Raw genomic sequence first — 17,168 nt, forward strand, 5'->3', positions numbered from 1 at the left:
ATGCGCATCTACAGGGGCCCCATCATCCATATCGGCTATCACAAGACCGGAACCACCTGGTTCCAGGATATTTTCTATCCCGCTGTCCGCAATCGTCGCTACCTGCCCCGCGCCGTCGCGCGGGCCGCCTTTCTGGAGGCCGGCGCGCTCCATTTCGAGCCGGACCAGGCCCGCCACAGACTGGGCCAGGACCGCGACGACATCATCCTGTGCGAGGAAAACCTGAGCGGCGGGCTGCATAATGGCGGGCTGGCCGGCAATCTTTCCAAGGATGTCGCCGGTCGCATCCGCGACACGCTGCCCGGCGCGCAGATCGTCATCTTCGTGCGCGATCCCTGCTCCGCCATCGCGTCCGCCTATCTCCAATATGTGAAGGGCGGCGGCACCTTCGGCATCCATCGTTATCTGTTCGGTCGCGACCGGCTCGGCCCGGTGGCGCCCGAGCGGGACGAGGCGCCCGGCTTCCGCCGCGAGCATTTCGACTATGCACGGCTGATCGCTTATTATGACCGGCTGTTCGGCGCGGACAATGTCCATGTCTTCCGCTATGAGGATTTTCGCGCCGATCCGCGCGGTTTCGCCGCTGCCTATGCCGCCCGTTTCGGGCTGGATGTCACGCTCGACCAGCTGGACTGGGGCACACGCAATCCGTCACCCGACCGGCTGCTGCTCTGGGCCTTTCGCGCCGCCAATCTCTTCACCCGGCGCGCCGTCGCGGACAAGGACTGCCTGCTCCATCTGCCCGGCTGGTATGGGCTCAGCCGCAAGCTGCTCCGCCGCGCCAATGCGTCGGGCCGCTTCGGCCGTCCACTGCGCATGCGCGACATATTGGACGAGGGCGCGATCGCCCATTTCAACGACTATTATCGGCATGGCGAGGCCGCCATTGCCGACCGACTGGAACAACAGACATGCCGCGACGCAAAATCACGCGACGGGATGGCCGGGCCGGCGCCGTCCTATGCTCGATCATGCAGAACAGCCACATCCTCCTTGCCGACGATGACGCAGCACTGCTGACGTCGCTGTCGGACTATTTCGGCCGCTATGGCTTCGACGTCGACACCGCCGCCAACCTCGCCGACATGCGCCGCCTTTCGGAAGAAGGTCATTATGACCTGTTGATCGCCGAACCGATGATGCCGGGCCAGCATACTGCCGGCCTGCTGCGCGAATTTGCGTTCGAGCGGCGCATTCCGGTCATCATCCACAGCCGCGCCAGCAGCGACATTGATCGCATCCTGGGCCTGGAAATGGGCGCGGAAGATTATCTGACCAAGCCCTGCAACGCGCGTGAACTGCTCGCCCGCGCCAATGCGGCGCTGCGCGCCCGTCGCCGCCAGGCCGATGCCGGCACCATGGCTATGGCCCCGCGCGACAATAGCTGGGTCGCCTTCCAGGGCTGGCGCTTCGACCTCACCACCCGCCAGTTGTTCGATCCGACCGGTGGCACCATCTCGCTGTCCGAGGGCGAATATCAGTTGCTGCGCGTCTTCGTCGCCAATGCACGCCAGGTGCTGAACCGCAACCAGTTGCTCGACCAGGTCTATGGCGCGTCGAGCGACCATTATGACCGCGCCATCGATGTCCAACTGTGCCGTCTGCGTCGCAAATTGTCGGCCGGCGGGCTCAAGGGACAGACGATCCGCACTGTGCGCAATGAAGGCTATATCTTCGTCCACCCCGTCACGGCTGGCAACACCGCCAACTGATCAAAATACAAGTCAAATTTATCACCCCGCATATGGAGATATGCGGGGCATTTTTCGTTATGAATACAATATAATTTTCAAATTTCTCAAATAATGAAATCAACTGAAACATACGCAACATTTCATAACATGATCAAATCTATCGCCATATCTGTTTTTTATTGGCAACAGATTTGTTAAACCTTTGTGAAACACGGCAAATCGCGTTGACGCACTTCGTCGCACGCATACAAATCTCTCCATCGGCTCGCGTCATCCCAAGGACAAACCAACAGGGCGCGGGCCGGGATAAAAATCCCAAGGGAGATTATTTTCATGCCATCTCACATCCTGCGGCGCCTTTCGGCGTCGACCATCCTGCTCGGCCTGGCGACCCCGGCCTTCGCGCAGACCAGCGCGGCGGATGACGGCGCGACCAGCGACACCATCGTCGTCACCGGTTCGCGCATCGCCCGCCCTGACCTGCAACAGGCATCGCCGATCGCGATCGTCAGCGCGCAGGAATTGAAGCTCAGCGGCAAGGTCAACGTCGAATCGATCATCAACGACCTGCCCCAGCTGATCCCCAGCACGACGGCGGCATCCAATAATCCGGGCGGCGGCGTGTCGACGGCGGACCTGCGCGGCCTGGGCGCCAACCGCACCCTGGTGCTGGTCGATGGCCGTCGCTACGTCTCCTATGACTCCAACCAGATCGTCGATCTCAACACCGTTCCGGCGGGCCTGATCGACCATGTCGAAGTCGTGTCGGGCGGCCGTTCCGCCGTCTATGGTTCGGACGCGATCGCCGGCGTCATCAACTTCGTGACCAAGCGCGACTTTTCCGGCGTCGAAGCAAACGCCAATTATCGCATCAACCAGGCAGGCGACGGCGGTACCTTCAACACCAACCTGCTGATGGGCGGCAATTTCGCCGACGGTCGCGGCAACGCCACCTTCTACATCGACTATACCAAGCGCGACGCCGTCCAGCAGTCGGCCCGCAGCTACACCAAGCAGGCCTATACCGATGACGGCGATGGCGGCCTGGCCGCCGGCGGCTCGGGCTCGATCCCCGGCACCCGCTTCGCCCTGGCCGGCACCCAGTATAAGTTCAACCAGGACGGCAGCTATTCGGCCTATGACGCGACGAGCGACGCCTACAACTATGCGCCGGACAATTATCTGCAGGTGCCCCAGAAGCGCATCCTGCTGAGCGCCCAGACCCATTATGACGTCAACGATCACCTGACCGTCTATGCCGAGGGTCAGTTCATCAACAATCGCGTCAAGAACCGCCTGGCGTCCACGCCGTTCACCGGCTCGGTCTCGCTCGACGTCGACTCCTCCTTCCTTTCGCCGGAATCGCAGGCGCTGCTGTCCGCAGCCGACACCGATGGCGATGGCTATGCCACCGCCGCCATCTATCGCCGCCTCAACGAGGTCGGCGCCCGCATCTCCAATGTCGACAACACCGCCTATCGCACCCTGATCGGTGCCAAGGGCCAGATTGCCGGCGACTGGAACTATGACGGCTATTACAGCTATTCGCGCACCAAGCAGGTCGAAACCCAGACCGGCAACGTATCGCGCAGCCGCGTGGAGCAGGCGCTCAAGACCACCTATGACAGCGACGGCAATCTGGTCTGTTCGGACACCAGCAATGGCTGCGTCCCGCTGAACATCTTCGGCGAAGGCAATATCAGCAGCGAAGCCGCCGCCTTCATCTCGATCCCGGTCAAGAATGTCAGCACCGTGACCGAACAGGTCGCCAGCTTCGCCGTCACCAACGGCAATCTGTTCGATCTGGGCGCCGGCCCGGCCGGCATCGCCTTCGGCGCCGAATATCGCTCCGAACATGGCAGCTATGATCCGGACTATGCCCTGTCCTCGGGCGACGTCGTCGGCTTCAACGCCGGTGAGGGCCTGTCGGGCGGCTATAATGTGAAGGAACTGTTCGCCGAAATCGACGTGCCGCTGCTCGCCGATCTGCCGCTGGTCCACAAGCTCGACTTCAACGGCGCCTATCGCTTCTCGCATTACTCGACCGCAGCCAAGAATGTCGGCACCTTCTCGGCCGGCCTCATCTACGCGCCGATCAAGGACGTCACCTTCCGCGGCCAGTATAGCCGGGCGGTGCGTGCGCCGACCGTCGCGGATCTCTATTCGGGCCAGTCGCAGGACTTCCCGACCGCGAACGATCCCTGCTCGACCGAGGACGCGACCACCAATGCCAGCCTGGCGGCCAGCTGCGTCGCGACCGGCGTTCCGTCGAGCGCGCTCGGCACCGACATCAACGGTGGCAGCTCGCAGATCGACTCGATCACCGGCGGCAACCCGAACCTGCGTGAGGAAAAGTCGGACACCTGGACCGCGGGCGTCGTGCTCCAGCCCAGCTTCCTGCCGCGCTTCAGCCTGACGGTCGATTATTACCATATCAAGATCGACAATTACATTTCGACGCCGGGCACCGCGAACATCATCAAGGCCTGCTATGGCGATCAGTCCAATGGCTGGACGCCCTATGACAGCAGCTATTGCTCGCTGCTGCCGCGCAACGAGAACAGCTATGCGATCGAGGGCGCGGAAAATCTCCTGTCCAACACCGGCGGCCTCAAGACCGAGGGCGTGGACTTCGAGATGAACTACAGCCTGCCGCTCAACTTCGGAGTGTTCGGCGCCAAGACCGGCAAGCTCAGCTTCCGCGTCGCGGGCACCCGTCTGATCCGTTACGACCTGAACCCGGTCGCGGCGATCCCGGAACTGAACCAGAGCTGTGCCGGTCGCTTCGGCGTCTATTGCGGCGATCCCTATTCCAAGCTGCGGCTCAACAACCGCATCACCTGGAGCAGCGGCCCGATCACCCTGGGCCTGACCCATCGCTATCTGTCGAGCGTCCGCGACGACGACGATACGACCACCTATACCGTCGAGAAGATCAAGGCCTACAACCTGTTCGACCTCGGCCTTCAGGTGCAGGCGACGGAAACCTTCGGCTGGTCGCTGGGCATGAACAACATGTTCAACAAGAAGCCGCCGATCATGGGCGACAACCAGCAGCAGTCGAACACCTATCCGTCGACCTACGACGTATACGGCCGCGCCTTCTTCGTGAACGCCTCGGTCAAGTTCTGATCGCTCTGCCGGACGGGCCTACTCGCCTGTCCGGCACCTGCCCCACAAAAAAGCGGCCGCCCTTTCGGACGGCCGCTTTTTCCTTTGATCGACCGGCGCCTCAGCGCGGCGGATTGACCACCACATATTGCACCGACGATCCGACATATTGCGGCTGATACCAGCTATTGCCGCACTGCGAATAGCTGATGCCGTTGACCACCACGGTCGAGCAATCCGGCGGAATGCTGCGCACGATCGACCCGATCGCCGCCGCCGTCAGCGTCACTGCGGCCGCGGTCGCCACCGGATGCCAGTGATCGTCCCAATCATCATCCCACCGGTCATGGCGATGATGATCATAATGGTCGTAGCGGTCCGGACCGCCCCCACGATGCCCACCGCCATGATCGACATTCACATGGACATTATTGACCGTGTTGTGATGCCGGTTGTGATTGACATTGTTGACCGATCCGCCGCGCACGCCCGGCCGCCCGCCGGGATTGGAATTGCCCGGCCGCGCCGCATGGCCGCCGCCCGAGGGCCGCGCCGGTCGTGCGCGCCCGCCGCCACCGCGATTACCGCGGTTCCGGGGCGGCGCCGCCTCTACCGTCGAAGCGGTCATGCCCAGCACCAGCGCCGCCGATGACAACATGACCCGACCGATGACGACCGGTTCAGCCATCAGGGCAAGCGATGCGATGATGGCCAGGCCGCGTTTTGCCTCCATGCTCATTTCGCCTCTCCCTTGCTCAGGTCCACCATGCGGATCGGATTGGCGCCGGCCGGCGCGGTGAAGGCGAGGTCAGCCGCCGACGGTCGCGCGCTGCCGTCCCAGCGCATCAGCGCGCTATATTGCGGCATCGACGGATCGTTCGTGTCGGTGATCACCATCTTGCAGGGCAACTGGCTGCTGTCCTCGATCCATATCTGCCAGTCGACCTTTTCCTGGCGGAAGGCATAATGGGTGCAGGTACGGCCATCGATCGTCTCGGGGCGGATGACATAGCCCGACTTTATGCGGCTGCGCAGCGTCTGGTCCGTGCCCCAGGTGAACAGGTCGGCCAGCGGCAGTTCGATGCCATAGGTGGTGCGCAGGCTGTCGAGCGACTGGCCGATCGAACCGGTCACCGGCACGCTGGCATAATAGTTCAGCCGCGGCGCCAGCACCGTGAACTTGCCGCCACCGAAATAATATTCGCGGTTCTGGATGTCGGATGTGGCGACGATCTTGAACGCGTCGGGCTTGTGGACCTGAATGTCCAGCGCACCGGTGAACTGCAGCTTCTGCCCGGTATCCAGCACCACTTCGGTCGTGACATCCGCCTTCAGCGCGAAGCCGGGCAGCGAGATCAGCTTGGCGCTCATCTTGTCCATGGCGTCCATCGCCGCCGGCTCGACCACGCCCGCCGCCGGCGCGGCAGTCTGCGCATGGGCAGTGGATGCGGCCAGCAGCGCCAGCGGCACACAGAGACATTTTATCCTAGACCTCATCACAAGCTCCTTCTGCCCGGATCGGACGCGCGGCGAGATGCGCGATGCAGCCATCGGACGCCATCTCCCTTGCTGCGGCCGACTATCGCTGTTCCGCCGATACGGCCCATCGGGATAATTGCCGATTTGGCCGCATTTCTTTCCGAGCAGGGCCTGAGCCTGACGGAGCATCAGGCGGAAAGTGCAGTCCTTCTTCCCGCCTGATGCATGACCACACCCGGGGGGATGGGTGGCAGTCATTTCATGGGCCGGTAGTCCCGGCCGATCCCTGCTGCCGGGTGGTCATTTGCGCACCATCCCGGCCTTGTCCTGTCGCTATCAAGCTAGAGCGCCGCCGGGGCCGGCCAAGTCGGGATTTGCCCTGATCGGCCTTTTGCGCCGATGCCCGTCATCCGGCGCGCGCCTAACATGCTGCTATCCAACGCTCCGCGCCGCTTTGCGCCCGCGCACCGGGAACAGATCGTTACTGTGCCGTCCCAGGGTTTATCATGATCGCCAATCCCCGACGGCACGCCTAGGATCACCGCAAGATTTCTCGCTGATGGAGCGGCGATCATGACGGAAGACATTCCCAATCTGCCAGCCGATCTGGGTGCAAAACGCACCGTCATGGCCGCGGATCGCACCTTGATGGCGTGGATTCGCACCTCGCTCTCGATGCTCAGCTTCGGCTTCACCATCTACAAATTTCTCGACGCCGCGACGGAGAAGACGGGCCATGGCGATTCCCAGAGCCCGCAGCATATCGGCCTGTTCCTCGCCGGCATGGGCACGCTGGCCATCCTGCTCGGCACATGGGGTTACTGGATGACGCTGTCCGACCTCAAGCAGACCAACCAGTTTCATCTGGGCCGGCCGGTGCTGGTCATGGCGCTGATCATGTGCGTGGCCGGCATCGCCCTGTTCGCGGCCATTGCGACACGCGCCGTATAGGCGCATCAACAGGATCGACAGACAAGGAGTATCGGTTGACCGTGCCATCCCCCCTCGCCCCTGCGGCCACTGCGCCGGACAACATGATCCATATTCCCGGCGGCCGCTTCATCATGGGGTCGGACCATCATTATCCCGAGGAAGCGCCGGCCCATCCGGTCGAGGTCGACGCCTTCTGGATCGATGCCACCCCCGTCACCAATCGCGACTTCCGTCGCTTCGTCGAGGCGACCGGCCATCGCACCACGGCGGAGATCGCCCCCAATCCGGACGATTATCCCGGCGCCCAACCGGACATGCTGCGCCCCGCCTCCTTGGTCTTCACGCCGACCGAACGCCCCGTGCCGCTGCATGACTGGAGCCAGTGGTGGCGCTATGTCTTCGACGCCGACTGGCGCCATCCGCTCGGCCCGGACTCCTCGATCGATGATCTAGACGATCATCCGGTGGTCCACGTCACCTATGATGACGCCGCTGCCTATGCCGCCTGGGCCGGCAAGGCGCTGCCCACGGAAGCGGAATGGGAATTTGCCGCGCGTGGCGGCGTCGATGGCCAGGAATTTGCCTGGGGCGACGAACTGTTGCCCGATGGCAAGGCGATGGCGAATTTCTGGCAGGGCAATTTCCCGTCCGAAAATCTGCTGATCGACGGCTATGAACGCACCTCGCCGGTCGGCAGCTTCCCCGCCAATGGCTATGGCCTGTCCGACATGATCGGCAATGTCTGGGAATGGACCGAGGATTTCTATTCCGCCCGGCACCAGGGCGATCCCTCGCGCCCCTGCTGCGCGCCGCGCAACCCGCTCAACCAGGCGCGCGAAGCCAGCTATGACCCGCACCAGCCGCACATCCTCATCCCCCGCCGTGTCCTGAAGGGTGGCTCGCACCTCTGTGCGCCCAGCTATTGCCGGCGCTATCGCCCCGCTGCGCGCCATGCCCAGGCGATCGACTCCTCGACCAGCCATATCGGCTTTCGCTGCGTGATCCGCGCCGCCTGACAGGCAGAAGGGGCGTCGCGCCGACCCGCACGACGCCCTTTCCTGTCAGAACCCGACCTGCATGAAGACCGCCGGGCCGCTAAACCGATATTTCATCCGCCCGGCCCAGCTATCCTTGTCGACATCGACGCGATAATTGACGTAGCGCCACATCGCGCCGACCCCGACATTCCGGGCAAAGCGCCAGGTCATGGCCGCTTCGGTGTTGAGCAGCCGGCCCTTATAATCGTCGACCTTGAGCGACAGATAATCCGCCCGCGCGCTCAGCGTCAGGTCGGTGGCGATCCGCTGCGTCGCGAACAGCCCCACCGTCGGCAGCGGCGCCAGCGCCTTGCGACGACGTTGCGTGCCGCTCACCTGCGTTTCCCCCAATCGGGCATCCCCCTTGAGCGTCAGGGTGAAATCGGTCGCATGCAGCCCCAGCGCCGCGCCGACGCGGGTGTCAGGGGTGCTCACGAACGCATAGCCGAAGGTCAGCCGGTAGACATCGCTATCGAAGCCGCTCTCCACCCGCACCCCGGCCGGATAGGTGACATCGTCAAAGACTATATCGCGCGCCACCGTCTTTGACCCGTTGCGGCTCAACGAATAATATTCGCCCATCACCGACCAGTTGCCGCCCAATCTGATCCCCGCCGCGACCTGCGGCAGTGCCTTGTGCTTGTCGAGATCAAGGTCCGATTCCAGGTCGATATTCGTGCCGCCATCCGGATTGGACGCGGGTGCGACCCGGACATGGGAACTGACCGATGGCCAATAGGCCCCCACCTCGATCCAATATTTGTCGTCGAGCGATTGCGCATGCACGGGCGCTGCGGCTACCCACGTCATCACGACACAAATGCCGCCAAGCCTGATGCTGTGACGCGCCATTTCGTCCTCCCTGTGGCCAGCGGCCGCTCATTTGATATGGCGACCATGACGCCTGCCCCCCCTTGTGCGCCCTTGCGTAGAGCTTGGGCATCGGGGTCATTGCCTAGGAGAGCGGAGAATGTTGCCGCGGTAAACCCGATGCCGTCATCACCATTGGCCTGTAAAGCGGCCGGAAAATGCCGTGCGGGCCGGTCCCCCCATCTCGGGGTAAATACCCGGTCGTCAAATCAGGCCGCTCAACCATCCATCGGCATGCGCGACTCAGGAGCGTCGCGCAGACCGCCGACCACATCCGCGCGTTACAGTAGGTATATTTCCTTAGACCTAAAATTATACATAAAACTCACATTTCTTCAAAGTATACAATGTCATACTTTAGTCCATTAACGCTGTTAAACGGCCATTTCCCATAGGTTTCGCGGCAGCAACCCGCCAAACATCCACCAATGCAGAAAGCATCTCAAGTTCGCGAAAAACTCCGACTTTTGCATCGCCTCGACCATTGCTACATAGAAATACCCCCGGTATACTTCCTGATAACAGGGTCGCTCGTTAGTTAGTCCATTTTCACGCGGCATTTGCCGCGCAGATGATCTTTACGCGCCGGGACTTTCGCCCCGGTCGAATGATACAGGGCATTTTAGCTGGTGAGGGAGACGTCATGCTCGAACTACATCAAGCGGGGGCACCCTATTATCCGGAGTTTTTCGGTGACGAACGTGGTAGTGCCACAGTTCCGGCGCCGATCTATCTGGTTCCGCCGAGTCCGTCCCATACAACATCCCGTGCAGAGCTGCAGCGACTGATCAACAGCATTCCGGTCAAGATCGTGGTGGTGGATCGCGATGCCTGCATCGTGGCCATCAATGGCGCCTGCCAGCCCTATCTCCGCGCCGTTGGCCTCGACCTGCATCTCGTGGCAGGCCAGAGCTACTATGCCGTCAAGGCGCGTTTCGCCGCGCCGCCGCAGGATGCCCGCAGCGTGAGCGAACATGTCGCCGCCCTCTGTCAGCACAACACGCCCTTCAGCCAGACCCTCAGCTTCCCGCTCGCCGGGCAGGACATCCGCATGGTCGTCCATGGCGAACGCCTGCCGGGCGCCGAGGATCTGTTCATCCTCAGCCATCTCGACGATGAAGATCCGGAAAGCGAAACCGCCAATCCCCGTCGCTACCACCTCTCGATGCTGCAGGCGGAGGAAGAGGAGCGCAAGCGGATCGCCCGCGAACTGCATGACGAAACGGCCCAGCAACTGGCCCTGATGCAGTTCAACCTCATGACGCTGCGCAACAGCGACATGAGCCCCCAGGCCAACGACGCCTATCAGGCCATGGAAATCTCGCTCAAGGCGATCCAGGACCAGGTGCGGACGCTCAGCTATCTGCTCCATCCGCCCGAACTGGCGGAGGATGGTATCGAGGCGGCCCTCGCCCATTTCACCCGCGGCTTCGCCCGCCGGTCCGGGATCCAGGTCGAATTTCGCTGCCTTTCGGGACCGATCAAGCGCGACCCGGACATGGAGATCGCCTTCTATCGCGTGGCGCAGGAAGCACTGGCCAATGTCTACAAACATGCCGATGCCCGCCACGCCGTCGTCCGCCTGCGACGGACCCAGACCAGCTTCACCCTGGAAATAGAGGATGATGGCCGGGGCGTGCCCGAACATATCCTCAACGGTCAGGGCCGCGACATCGTCGGCGTCGGCCTGTCGGGCATGCGGGAGCGGGTCGTGGCCCTCGCTGGCCAGTTGGAAGTCCGCCGCACCGGCGCCGGCACGCTCGTCACCGCGACCATACCGCGCCGTCGCCAGACCGACTGACCTCGCCTGATCGGCGGCGCAGGATCAGGCCCGCCCGCCGATCGCCCGCCGATCAGGGTTCGACGATATTGTTGCGCACCGCATAGCGCACCAGCTCCGCCGTCGTTCCCAGCTTCAGCTTGTGCATCGCCGCCGCGCGGTGGGTCTCGACCGTCTTCACGCTGATATCGAGCAGATGGGCAATCTGCTTGTTGATCTTGCCCTCGGCGATCAACTGAACGATCTCGCGCTCGCGCGGGGTCAGCGTGGCGACATTGCTGCCGGCCACGCTGCTCTTCACATAATGGTCGAGCAATGTTTCGGAGATCGCCGCCGAGAAATAGGGCTTGCGCAGCGACAGCGCCTCGACCGCCGACTGCAGATGCTGGCCGCTGTCGGACTTGAGCACATAGCCGCGCGCGCCCGCACGCAGCACCTCGACCAGCAGATCCTCCCGATCATGCATCGTGTAGATCAGTATTTCGATCCGCGGGAATTCCTGCTTGAGCGCGCGGGTCAGTTCCAGCCCGTTCATCAGCGGCAGCGAATAATCCAGGATCGCGATGTCCGGCTGGGTATCGCGCGCCGCTTTCAGCGCGTCATGCCCGTCCGATGCCTCGGCGACGATCTGCCAGCGATCCTGGGTTTCGAGGAAAGTCCGACCCCCCTGGCGCAAGGCCTGATGATCGTCGGCAATCAATATCCGCGTCAATGGCTTGCTCATCCCTTACCCCTGTCCACTCCCGATGGCGCCCATGATGAGCCCGCCTATCTTTGCGGCCCGCCCGCCTGAAACAATGGGGGTTTTCCCCCGCATCGGCCGATATTGCCCCGACAGCGCGCAAAGCCGCCAATATCGGCCTTTCCGTCATGGTCCACGTGGAGCCTGGCAGCGGAAAATCTGCCATGTCCCGCTTTGCTTGGCGAGAGGAAAGCATGGTTATCGTGCATTTTCCTGATCTTAGCATCGATCATAGGGTTTTCTGCGATGCGAGCGTCCCCCAACCGGATCGGGGATTATCCCGATGGCCCCACCCGCCGCGCCGATGGATGATGGCACCGGGCTTCATGGCCTTCAGGGAAATTGGGGACAGATGATGCGCAACGTGAAGACCTGCCTGCTGGGCGTTCTCCTGCCGCTGGCCGGTGCGATCAGCACCCCGGCGAAGGCCGTCGAGGGCGCAGCCAGCCTCTATGTTCCCGGCACCGGCGGCCCAGCGACCGCCGTGATGCCGCCGCTGGAGGGTGTCTATTTCGACGACACCATTTACATCTACAATGGCAGCGCGAGCGCCAGCAAGGAATTCGTCGTCGGCGGCAATGTCGTCGCCGGCCTCGATGCAACGATCGTCGCCGATTTCCTGACGACGCTGGTCGTGCCCTCCACCAACTTCCTGGGCGGCACATTGTCGATGGGCGTGACCGTGCCGGTCGGTGCGCCGATGATCGATGCCAATGCCGTCGTTACCGGCCCGTTCGGCAATCTGCGCAGCCTCAACGTCCATGATTCCGCGCTGGTCGTCGGCGATCCGGTGTTCAACACCATGCTCGGCTGGAAGGCGGGCAAGCTCCACATCCAGGCCAGTAGCATGGTCAACATCCCGGTCGGCCATTATCGCGAGGATCAGTTGGCCAATCTGGCGCTGCATCGCTGGGCGGTCGACACCTCGCTGGCGCTCAGCCTGCATGATGATGAGAGCGGCTGGGATCTGACCGGCAAGACCGGCGTCACCTTCAACGGCAAGAATGACTATACGGAATATGACAGCGGCAACGAGTTCCACCTCGAAGGATCGGTGGAAAAGGCGCTGTCGAAGAAATTCTCCATCGGCGCCCAGGGCTATTGGCTCAAGCAGATCAGCGATGACAAGAGCAGCGGCGCCCTGCTCGGTGCCTTCCGGGGTGAGGTGGTCGGCGTCGGCGGCACGGCCGCGCTCAATGTCACCATGGGCCGCTCGCCCGCGACCTTCCGCCTGCGCGCCTTCAAGGAACTCGACGCCACCAACCGCCTGAAGGGCGAGGCCTTCTTCCTCAGCCTCACCCTGCCGCTCTACATGAAGATGCCCCCGCAATAGCGCCGGGGCATCCCCTCTATAGCTGCCGCAGCGCCCTTGCGGGCCGCACCGACATCAGCGGGATCGATCCGGCAAGGCCGATCCCCAGCGTCAGCACCGCTCCGCCCGCCAGCGTCACCAGCACCACGCCCCAGTCGGGCGCCCAGCCAAAGCTGAACAGCTGCACCACCACATACCAGGCGGCGGCCCCACCCAGCAACAGCGCCACCAGCGCCAGCAGCCCGGCCAGCACGCCATATTCCAGCGCCTGCGCCCCCAATATCTGGCCGCGCGTCGCCCCCAGCAGCTTCAGCACCACGCTGTCATAGCTTCGGCTCTGCCGCCCGGCCGCGATCGCGCCGATCAGCACGGCGACACCCGCCAGCACCGTCACCGACGCCGCCGCCAGGATCGCCCCCGACATCTGGTCCAGCAAGCCGGACACCTGGCCGATCACCTGCCCCACCTCGATCACCGACGCGCCGGGGAAGCTCGCCAGCAGCGCGCTGGTCACCGCCTGCTCCTGGCGCTTGTCGGGCAGGCTGATCGTCGCGGTCAGGCTGTGCGGCGCCGACGCCAGCGTGCTCGGCGAAAAGACCATCACATAGTTGAAACCCATCGTGTCCCAGTTGATCTTGCGCAGCGACGCGACCCGCGCCTCGATCTCGCGGCCCAGGATCGACACGGTAATGCGATCGCCGACCCAGATGTCCAGCGCCTTGGCCTGGTCGGCGTCCAGCGACACCAGCGGCGGCCCGACATAGTCGCGCGGCCACCAGCGTCCTTCCACGATCTCGCTCCCCTCCGGCAGGGTCGCGCTATAGGTGACGCCGCGCTCGCCGCGCAGGATCCACGCCCCTTCCGGTTTTTCCTTGAGGTCGGCGACGCGCTTGCCCGAATAGCCGGTCACCGTGCCACGCAGGATCGGCACGACATTCAGCTTCGCCGCCGGCACGCGCCTGGCCATCAAGGCGCGAAACTGCGCCTCCGCCCCGGCCGGCATGTCGAGTATGAACAGGTTGGGCGCCTGTTTCGGCACGGTCCGGCCAATCTCCGCCTGGATGCTGGTCTGGATCGCCGCCAGCGTGACGAACAGGGTCAGCGCCAGCCCCAATGCCACGGTCAGCGCCGCGGTCTGCGCGCCGGGCCGATGGAGGTTGGCAAGCGCCAGCCGCAGCAGCGGCCGCCGCGCATGGGGCATGCGCCGCGCCAGCCACTTTATCCCCTGCCCCATCGCCAGCAGCAGCAACAGGGTCGCCGTAATGGCGCCCAGCATCGCCGCTGCGAACATCGGCGTACGCGCCGTCAGCAGCACGACCGCGACCAGCAGCGCGATCGCTCCGCCGACCAGCGCCAGCGTGTGCCGGTCGATCCGCCGCCGCCCGTCGACCAGAGTGCGCAGGATCGCCGCCACTGGCTCGGTCCGCGCACGGGCCAGCGGCGGCAACGTGAAGATCAGCGCGATCAGCAGGCCATAGGCGGCGCTCGTCGCCAGCGGCAGCGGATAGAGGTGGAAGCCCGGCGCCACCGGCAGCATGTCGCCCGCCGCCCAGACCAGCAAGGGCGGCGACAGCGCGCCCGCCACCAGCCCGGCCAATATGGCCAGCCCCGCAACCACCCCGATCTGCAGCAGATAGATGCGCTGGATATCGGCCGATGTCGCGCCCAGCACCTTGAAAGTGGCCAGCGCGCCGCGCTTGATCGCCAGATAGGACGCAACGCCATTGCTGACGCCGATCCCGGCAATCACCAGCGCGGCCAGGCCGATCAGCGACAGGAACTGGCCCATATTCTCGATGAAGCGGTTGGTGCCCGGCGCTGCCCGCTCGCGGTCCTTATATTCCCAGCCCTGCTCGACATAGCGCTTCTCCAGCCGCTCGCGCAGCGCCTGCGCATCCGCCCCGGCCGGCAGGCGCAGCCGATATTTGGCACGGTAGAGGCTGCCCGGCTGGATCAGTCCGGTGCGGTCCAGCCCGTCCATCGACACGATCGCCACCGGCCCCAGGGTAAAGCCCTCGCCCACCCGGTCCGGCTCGTCGGCGATGATCGCCGCCACCGTGAAATCGGCCGTGCCATAGCGCAGCGCGTCACCGACGCCGATCGCCATCCGCTCCGCCAGGGCCGGGCTGATCAGGATGCGGTCGGCCGCCAGCGGCGCATAGCGTCCATGCTGCAACGCCAGCGTGCCATAAAGCGGATAGGCATCGTCCACGCCTTTCAACTCGGTCAGCAGCGGCGGCGCCTCGAGCCCGCCGCCCTTGTGGACCATGGCGCGCAGCCGCACCGTCTCGCTCATCCGGCCCAGCCGCGCGATCGCCTGCTGGTCGCGTGCGTCCATCACCCGCTGGGTCATGGCTATCTCGACATCGCCGCCCAGGATCATCTGCCCCCGCGCCGAAATCTCGCCGGTGATCGCGCTGGTCAGGCTGCCGATCGCCGCCAGCGTCATCACGCCCAGGAACAGGCAGACGAACAGCAGCCGCAAGCCGCGGAATCCGGCATGCAGGTCGCGCCGCGCGATCCGCCAGCTTGCCCCCCACCCCAATGGCGTCACGCGGCAACCTCGCCGCTCAGCTGCCCGTCCCGCATCTCGACGGTCCGGTCACACCGCGCCGCCAGCGCCGGATCATGGGTGATGATCAGCAGGGTCGCGCCGCTCGCCTGCTGCCTAGCGAACAGCAGGTCGATGATCGCGGTGCCGGTCGCCTGGTCCAGATTTCCCGTGGGTTCGTCCGCGAACAATATCGCCGGATCGGGCGCCATGGCCCGCGCGATCGCCACGCGCTGCTGCTCGCCGCCCGATAGCTGGGCGGGATAATGGGACAGGCGATGGCTCAGGCCCACCGCCGTCAATTCCCGCGCCGCCCGCTCGAACGGATCGGCCAGACCCGCCAGTTCCAGCGGCACGGCGACATTTTCCAGCGCCGTCATCGTCGGCAACAGGTGAAAGGATTGCAGAATGATGCCGATCCGCCCGCGCCGCGCCCGCGCCAGCCCATCCTCGTCGAGCGCGCGATAATTGACGCCCGCCACGCTGACCGTGCCGCCGCTCGCCTGTTCCAGCCCCGACAGGATCGCCATCAGCGATGACTTGCCCGATCCAGACGCGCCCAAGATCGCCAGGCTCTCGCCGCGACGAATATCCAGGTCGATCCCCTTCAATATCTGCGTGTTGCCGAGCGAGAGGGTGACATTGCGCGCCTGGATCGCGATATGGGGGGCATCGATGGTCGCATGCATGAAGAAGGAAGGCTCCTTGGCGAACGGTTTCCGGCTATATGGGTTCTCGCTGCTGCTTGTCCAACTGCTCGCCGCCTGTTCCCCAACGAAGGAGCAGGCGCTTGCCCCCGCCGACAATAGCGCCGCGAACATGACAGCGAAGGCGACACAGCCAATCGCCGATGGCAAGCTGGTCGTTGTCTTCGGCGACAGCCTCTATGCCGGCTATAATCTTCAGCAGGATCAGGGCTTTGCGCCAATCCTTGAACAAGCCCTGTCACAACAGGGGATCAAGGCCCATGTCGTCAATGCCGGCGTGTCGGGCGACACCAGCGCGGACGGCCTCGCCCGCCTCGCCTTCGGCCTCGACGGCCTGCCGCGCAAGCCCGACCTGGTCCTCGTGGGCCTGGGCGGCAACGACATGCTGCGCGGCCTCAGCCCGCAGGCGACCCGGACCAATATCGACGCCATCCTGACCGAACTTGCCAAGCGCGGTATCCCGGCGATGCTGACCGGCATGATGGCCTCGCCCAATATGGGACCGGACTATGCCGCCGCCTTCAACCCGATCTATCCCGATCTGGCAAAGAAGCACGGCGTGCTACTCTACCCCTTCTTCCTCGACGGCGTGATCGGCCAGCGCAGCCTGCTGCTGCCCGACGGCATCCACCCCAACCCGCAAGGCGTCCAGCGCATCACCGCCAAGGTCGCGCCGTTGGTGGCCAGGCAGTTGGGGGAGTAGACCGCGGGCGAAAATCGGGTGTCCGTCAAAATGGCTAAAATGGGTGGGAACAAGACATTCCTCCCCGGCACGGGGAGGGGGACCGCTCGCGTAGCGAGTGGTGGAGGGGCACAGGCCGGATAGCGCAGCGCCAAGAGGCACCTGCCCCTCCGTCAGCGCTTCGCGTCTGTTCAATGGAGACCCGTGTCTCCATTGAACTCCCCGTTCCGGGGAGGAATGTCCACTTCTGGTCGTTAGCCGTCAAAGCCC

Annotated in this window: 14 protein-coding genes; 8 read left to right on the top strand and 6 right to left on the bottom strand. The window is 64.1% G+C overall.

Going from position 1 to position 17,168, the window contains the following annotated elements:
• The 3 genes from CG471_RS10090 to CG471_RS10100 all read left to right on the top strand — a co-directional run bounded on the left by CG471_RS10090 (position 1) and on the right by CG471_RS10100 (position 4,826).
• Positions 1-1,020 (top strand): sulfotransferase, encoded by a 1,020-nt coding sequence (locus tag CG471_RS10090; protein ID WP_099231816.1) that lies wholly within the window; start codon positions 1-3, stop codon positions 1,018-1,020.
• On the top strand, positions 972-1,712 hold the full coding sequence (locus tag CG471_RS10095; protein WP_099231817.1) for a winged helix-turn-helix domain-containing protein: 741 nt from the start codon (positions 972-974) through the stop codon (positions 1,710-1,712). The genes CG471_RS10090 and CG471_RS10095 overlap by 49 nt, the downstream gene beginning before the upstream one ends.
• A 315-nt stretch (positions 1,713-2,027) precedes the next feature.
• Positions 2,028-4,826: a TonB-dependent receptor gene (locus CG471_RS10100; protein WP_099231787.1), complete on the top strand. Its 2,799-nt coding sequence runs from the start codon at positions 2,028-2,030 to the stop codon at positions 4,824-4,826.
• 100 nt (positions 4,827-4,926) lie between these two features.
• Here CG471_RS10100 and CG471_RS10105 read toward each other — a convergent pair whose 3' ends face one another.
• Together CG471_RS10105 and CG471_RS10110 are read right to left on the bottom strand one after the other, a co-directional pair.
• Entirely contained in the window at positions 4,927-5,544 is a 618-nt protein-coding gene (locus CG471_RS10105; RefSeq protein ID WP_099231788.1) for a hypothetical protein, read from the bottom strand.
• Positions 5,541-6,302 (bottom strand): DUF2092 domain-containing protein, encoded by a 762-nt coding sequence (locus CG471_RS10110; RefSeq protein WP_180275664.1) that lies wholly within the window; start codon positions 6,300-6,302, stop codon positions 5,541-5,543. Before CG471_RS10110 ends, CG471_RS10105 begins: the two co-directional genes overlap by 4 nt.
• Before the next feature lie 555 nt (positions 6,303-6,857).
• Between CG471_RS10110 and CG471_RS10115 the strand changes: the two genes are divergently transcribed.
• Both CG471_RS10115 and CG471_RS10120 read left to right on the top strand, forming a co-directional pair.
• Positions 6,858-7,235, top strand: a complete 378-nt coding sequence (locus CG471_RS10115; protein ID WP_004207429.1) for a YidH family protein — start codon at positions 6,858-6,860, stop codon at positions 7,233-7,235.
• An 83-nt stretch (positions 7,236-7,318) separates the two neighbouring features.
• On the top strand, positions 7,319-8,233 hold the full coding sequence (locus tag CG471_RS10120; protein WP_099231818.1) for a formylglycine-generating enzyme family protein: 915 nt from the start codon (positions 7,319-7,321) through the stop codon (positions 8,231-8,233).
• Between the two features lie 45 nt (positions 8,234-8,278).
• On the opposite strand, the gene CG471_RS10125 is transcribed toward CG471_RS10120, so the two are convergent.
• Positions 8,279-9,106: an outer membrane beta-barrel protein gene (locus CG471_RS10125; RefSeq protein WP_099231790.1), complete on the bottom strand. Its 828-nt coding sequence runs from the start codon at positions 9,104-9,106 to the stop codon at positions 8,279-8,281.
• A 661-nt stretch (positions 9,107-9,767) separates the two neighbouring features.
• Between CG471_RS10125 and CG471_RS10130 the strand changes: the two genes are divergently transcribed.
• Complete coding sequence (locus CG471_RS10130) at positions 9,768-10,925, top strand: ATP-binding protein (RefSeq protein ID WP_099231791.1); 1,158 nt, start codon at positions 9,768-9,770, stop codon at positions 10,923-10,925.
• Positions 10,926-10,977: 52 nt separating this feature from the next.
• Here CG471_RS10130 and CG471_RS10135 read toward each other — a convergent pair whose 3' ends face one another.
• Complete coding sequence (locus tag CG471_RS10135; RefSeq protein ID WP_099231792.1) at positions 10,978-11,628, bottom strand: response regulator transcription factor; 651 nt, start codon at positions 11,626-11,628, stop codon at positions 10,978-10,980.
• 301 nt (positions 11,629-11,929) lie between these two features.
• On the opposite strand from CG471_RS10135, the gene CG471_RS10140 reads away from it, so the two are divergent.
• Positions 11,930-12,979: a transporter gene (locus tag CG471_RS10140; RefSeq protein WP_099231793.1), complete on the top strand. Its 1,050-nt coding sequence runs from the start codon at positions 11,930-11,932 to the stop codon at positions 12,977-12,979.
• 16 nt (positions 12,980-12,995) lie between these two features.
• Here the strand turns inward: CG471_RS10140 and CG471_RS10145 are convergent, their stop codons facing one another.
• Together CG471_RS10145 and CG471_RS10150 are read right to left on the bottom strand one after the other, a co-directional pair.
• The gene (locus tag CG471_RS10145; RefSeq protein ID WP_099231794.1) at positions 12,996-15,512 is read right to left on the bottom strand and encodes an ABC transporter permease; all 2,517 of its coding nucleotides are present in this window, start codon (positions 15,510-15,512) and stop codon (positions 12,996-12,998) included.
• Entirely contained in the window at positions 15,509-16,198 is a 690-nt protein-coding gene (locus tag CG471_RS10150; RefSeq protein WP_099231795.1) for an ABC transporter ATP-binding protein, read from the bottom strand. Before CG471_RS10150 ends, CG471_RS10145 begins: the two co-directional genes overlap by 4 nt.
• On the opposite strand from CG471_RS10150, the gene CG471_RS10155 reads away from it, so the two are divergent.
• Entirely contained in the window at positions 16,197-16,919 is a 723-nt protein-coding gene (locus CG471_RS10155) for an arylesterase (protein WP_099231796.1), read from the top strand. The two genes, CG471_RS10150 and CG471_RS10155, sit on opposite strands and share 2 nt — an antisense overlap.
• Positions 16,920-17,168 lie beyond the last annotated feature (249 nt).

The organism is Sphingobium sp. IP1 (assembly GCF_002708645.1).
Taxonomy (GTDB): domain Bacteria; phylum Pseudomonadota; class Alphaproteobacteria; order Sphingomonadales; family Sphingomonadaceae; genus Sphingobium; species Sphingobium yanoikuyae.

What these genes read in the sequence shown, in the direction of transcription:
- CG471_RS10110 (WP_180275664.1), bottom strand. Translation starts at nt 6,302, where the DNA reads ATGAGGTCTAGGATAAAATGTCTCTGTGTGCCGCTGGCGCTGCTGGCC.
- CG471_RS10090 (WP_099231816.1), top strand. Translation starts at nt 1, where the DNA reads ATGCGCATCTACAGGGGCCCCATCATCCATATCGGCTATCACAAGACC.
- CG471_RS10155 (WP_099231796.1), top strand. Translation starts at nt 16,197, where the DNA reads ATGAAGAAGGAAGGCTCCTTGGCGAACGGTTTCCGGCTATATGGGTTC.
- CG471_RS10140 (WP_099231793.1), top strand. Translation starts at nt 11,930, where the DNA reads ATGGCCCCACCCGCCGCGCCGATGGATGATGGCACCGGGCTTCATGGC.
- CG471_RS10150 (WP_099231795.1), bottom strand. Translation starts at nt 16,198, where the DNA reads ATGCATGCGACCATCGATGCCCCCCATATCGCGATCCAGGCGCGCAAT.
- CG471_RS10130 (WP_099231791.1), top strand. Translation starts at nt 9,768, where the DNA reads ATGCTCGAACTACATCAAGCGGGGGCACCCTATTATCCGGAGTTTTTC.
- CG471_RS10115 (WP_004207429.1), top strand. Translation starts at nt 6,858, where the DNA reads ATGACGGAAGACATTCCCAATCTGCCAGCCGATCTGGGTGCAAAACGC.
- CG471_RS10135 (WP_099231792.1), bottom strand. Translation starts at nt 11,628, where the DNA reads ATGAGCAAGCCATTGACGCGGATATTGATTGCCGACGATCATCAGGCC.
- CG471_RS10125 (WP_099231790.1), bottom strand. Translation starts at nt 9,106, where the DNA reads ATGGCGCGTCACAGCATCAGGCTTGGCGGCATTTGTGTCGTGATGACG.
- CG471_RS10100 (WP_099231787.1), top strand. Translation starts at nt 2,028, where the DNA reads ATGCCATCTCACATCCTGCGGCGCCTTTCGGCGTCGACCATCCTGCTC.
- CG471_RS10105 (WP_099231788.1), bottom strand. Translation starts at nt 5,544, where the DNA reads ATGAGCATGGAGGCAAAACGCGGCCTGGCCATCATCGCATCGCTTGCC.
- CG471_RS10120 (WP_099231818.1), top strand. Translation starts at nt 7,319, where the DNA reads ATGATCCATATTCCCGGCGGCCGCTTCATCATGGGGTCGGACCATCAT.
- CG471_RS10095 (WP_099231817.1), top strand. Translation starts at nt 972, where the DNA reads ATGCAGAACAGCCACATCCTCCTTGCCGACGATGACGCAGCACTGCTG.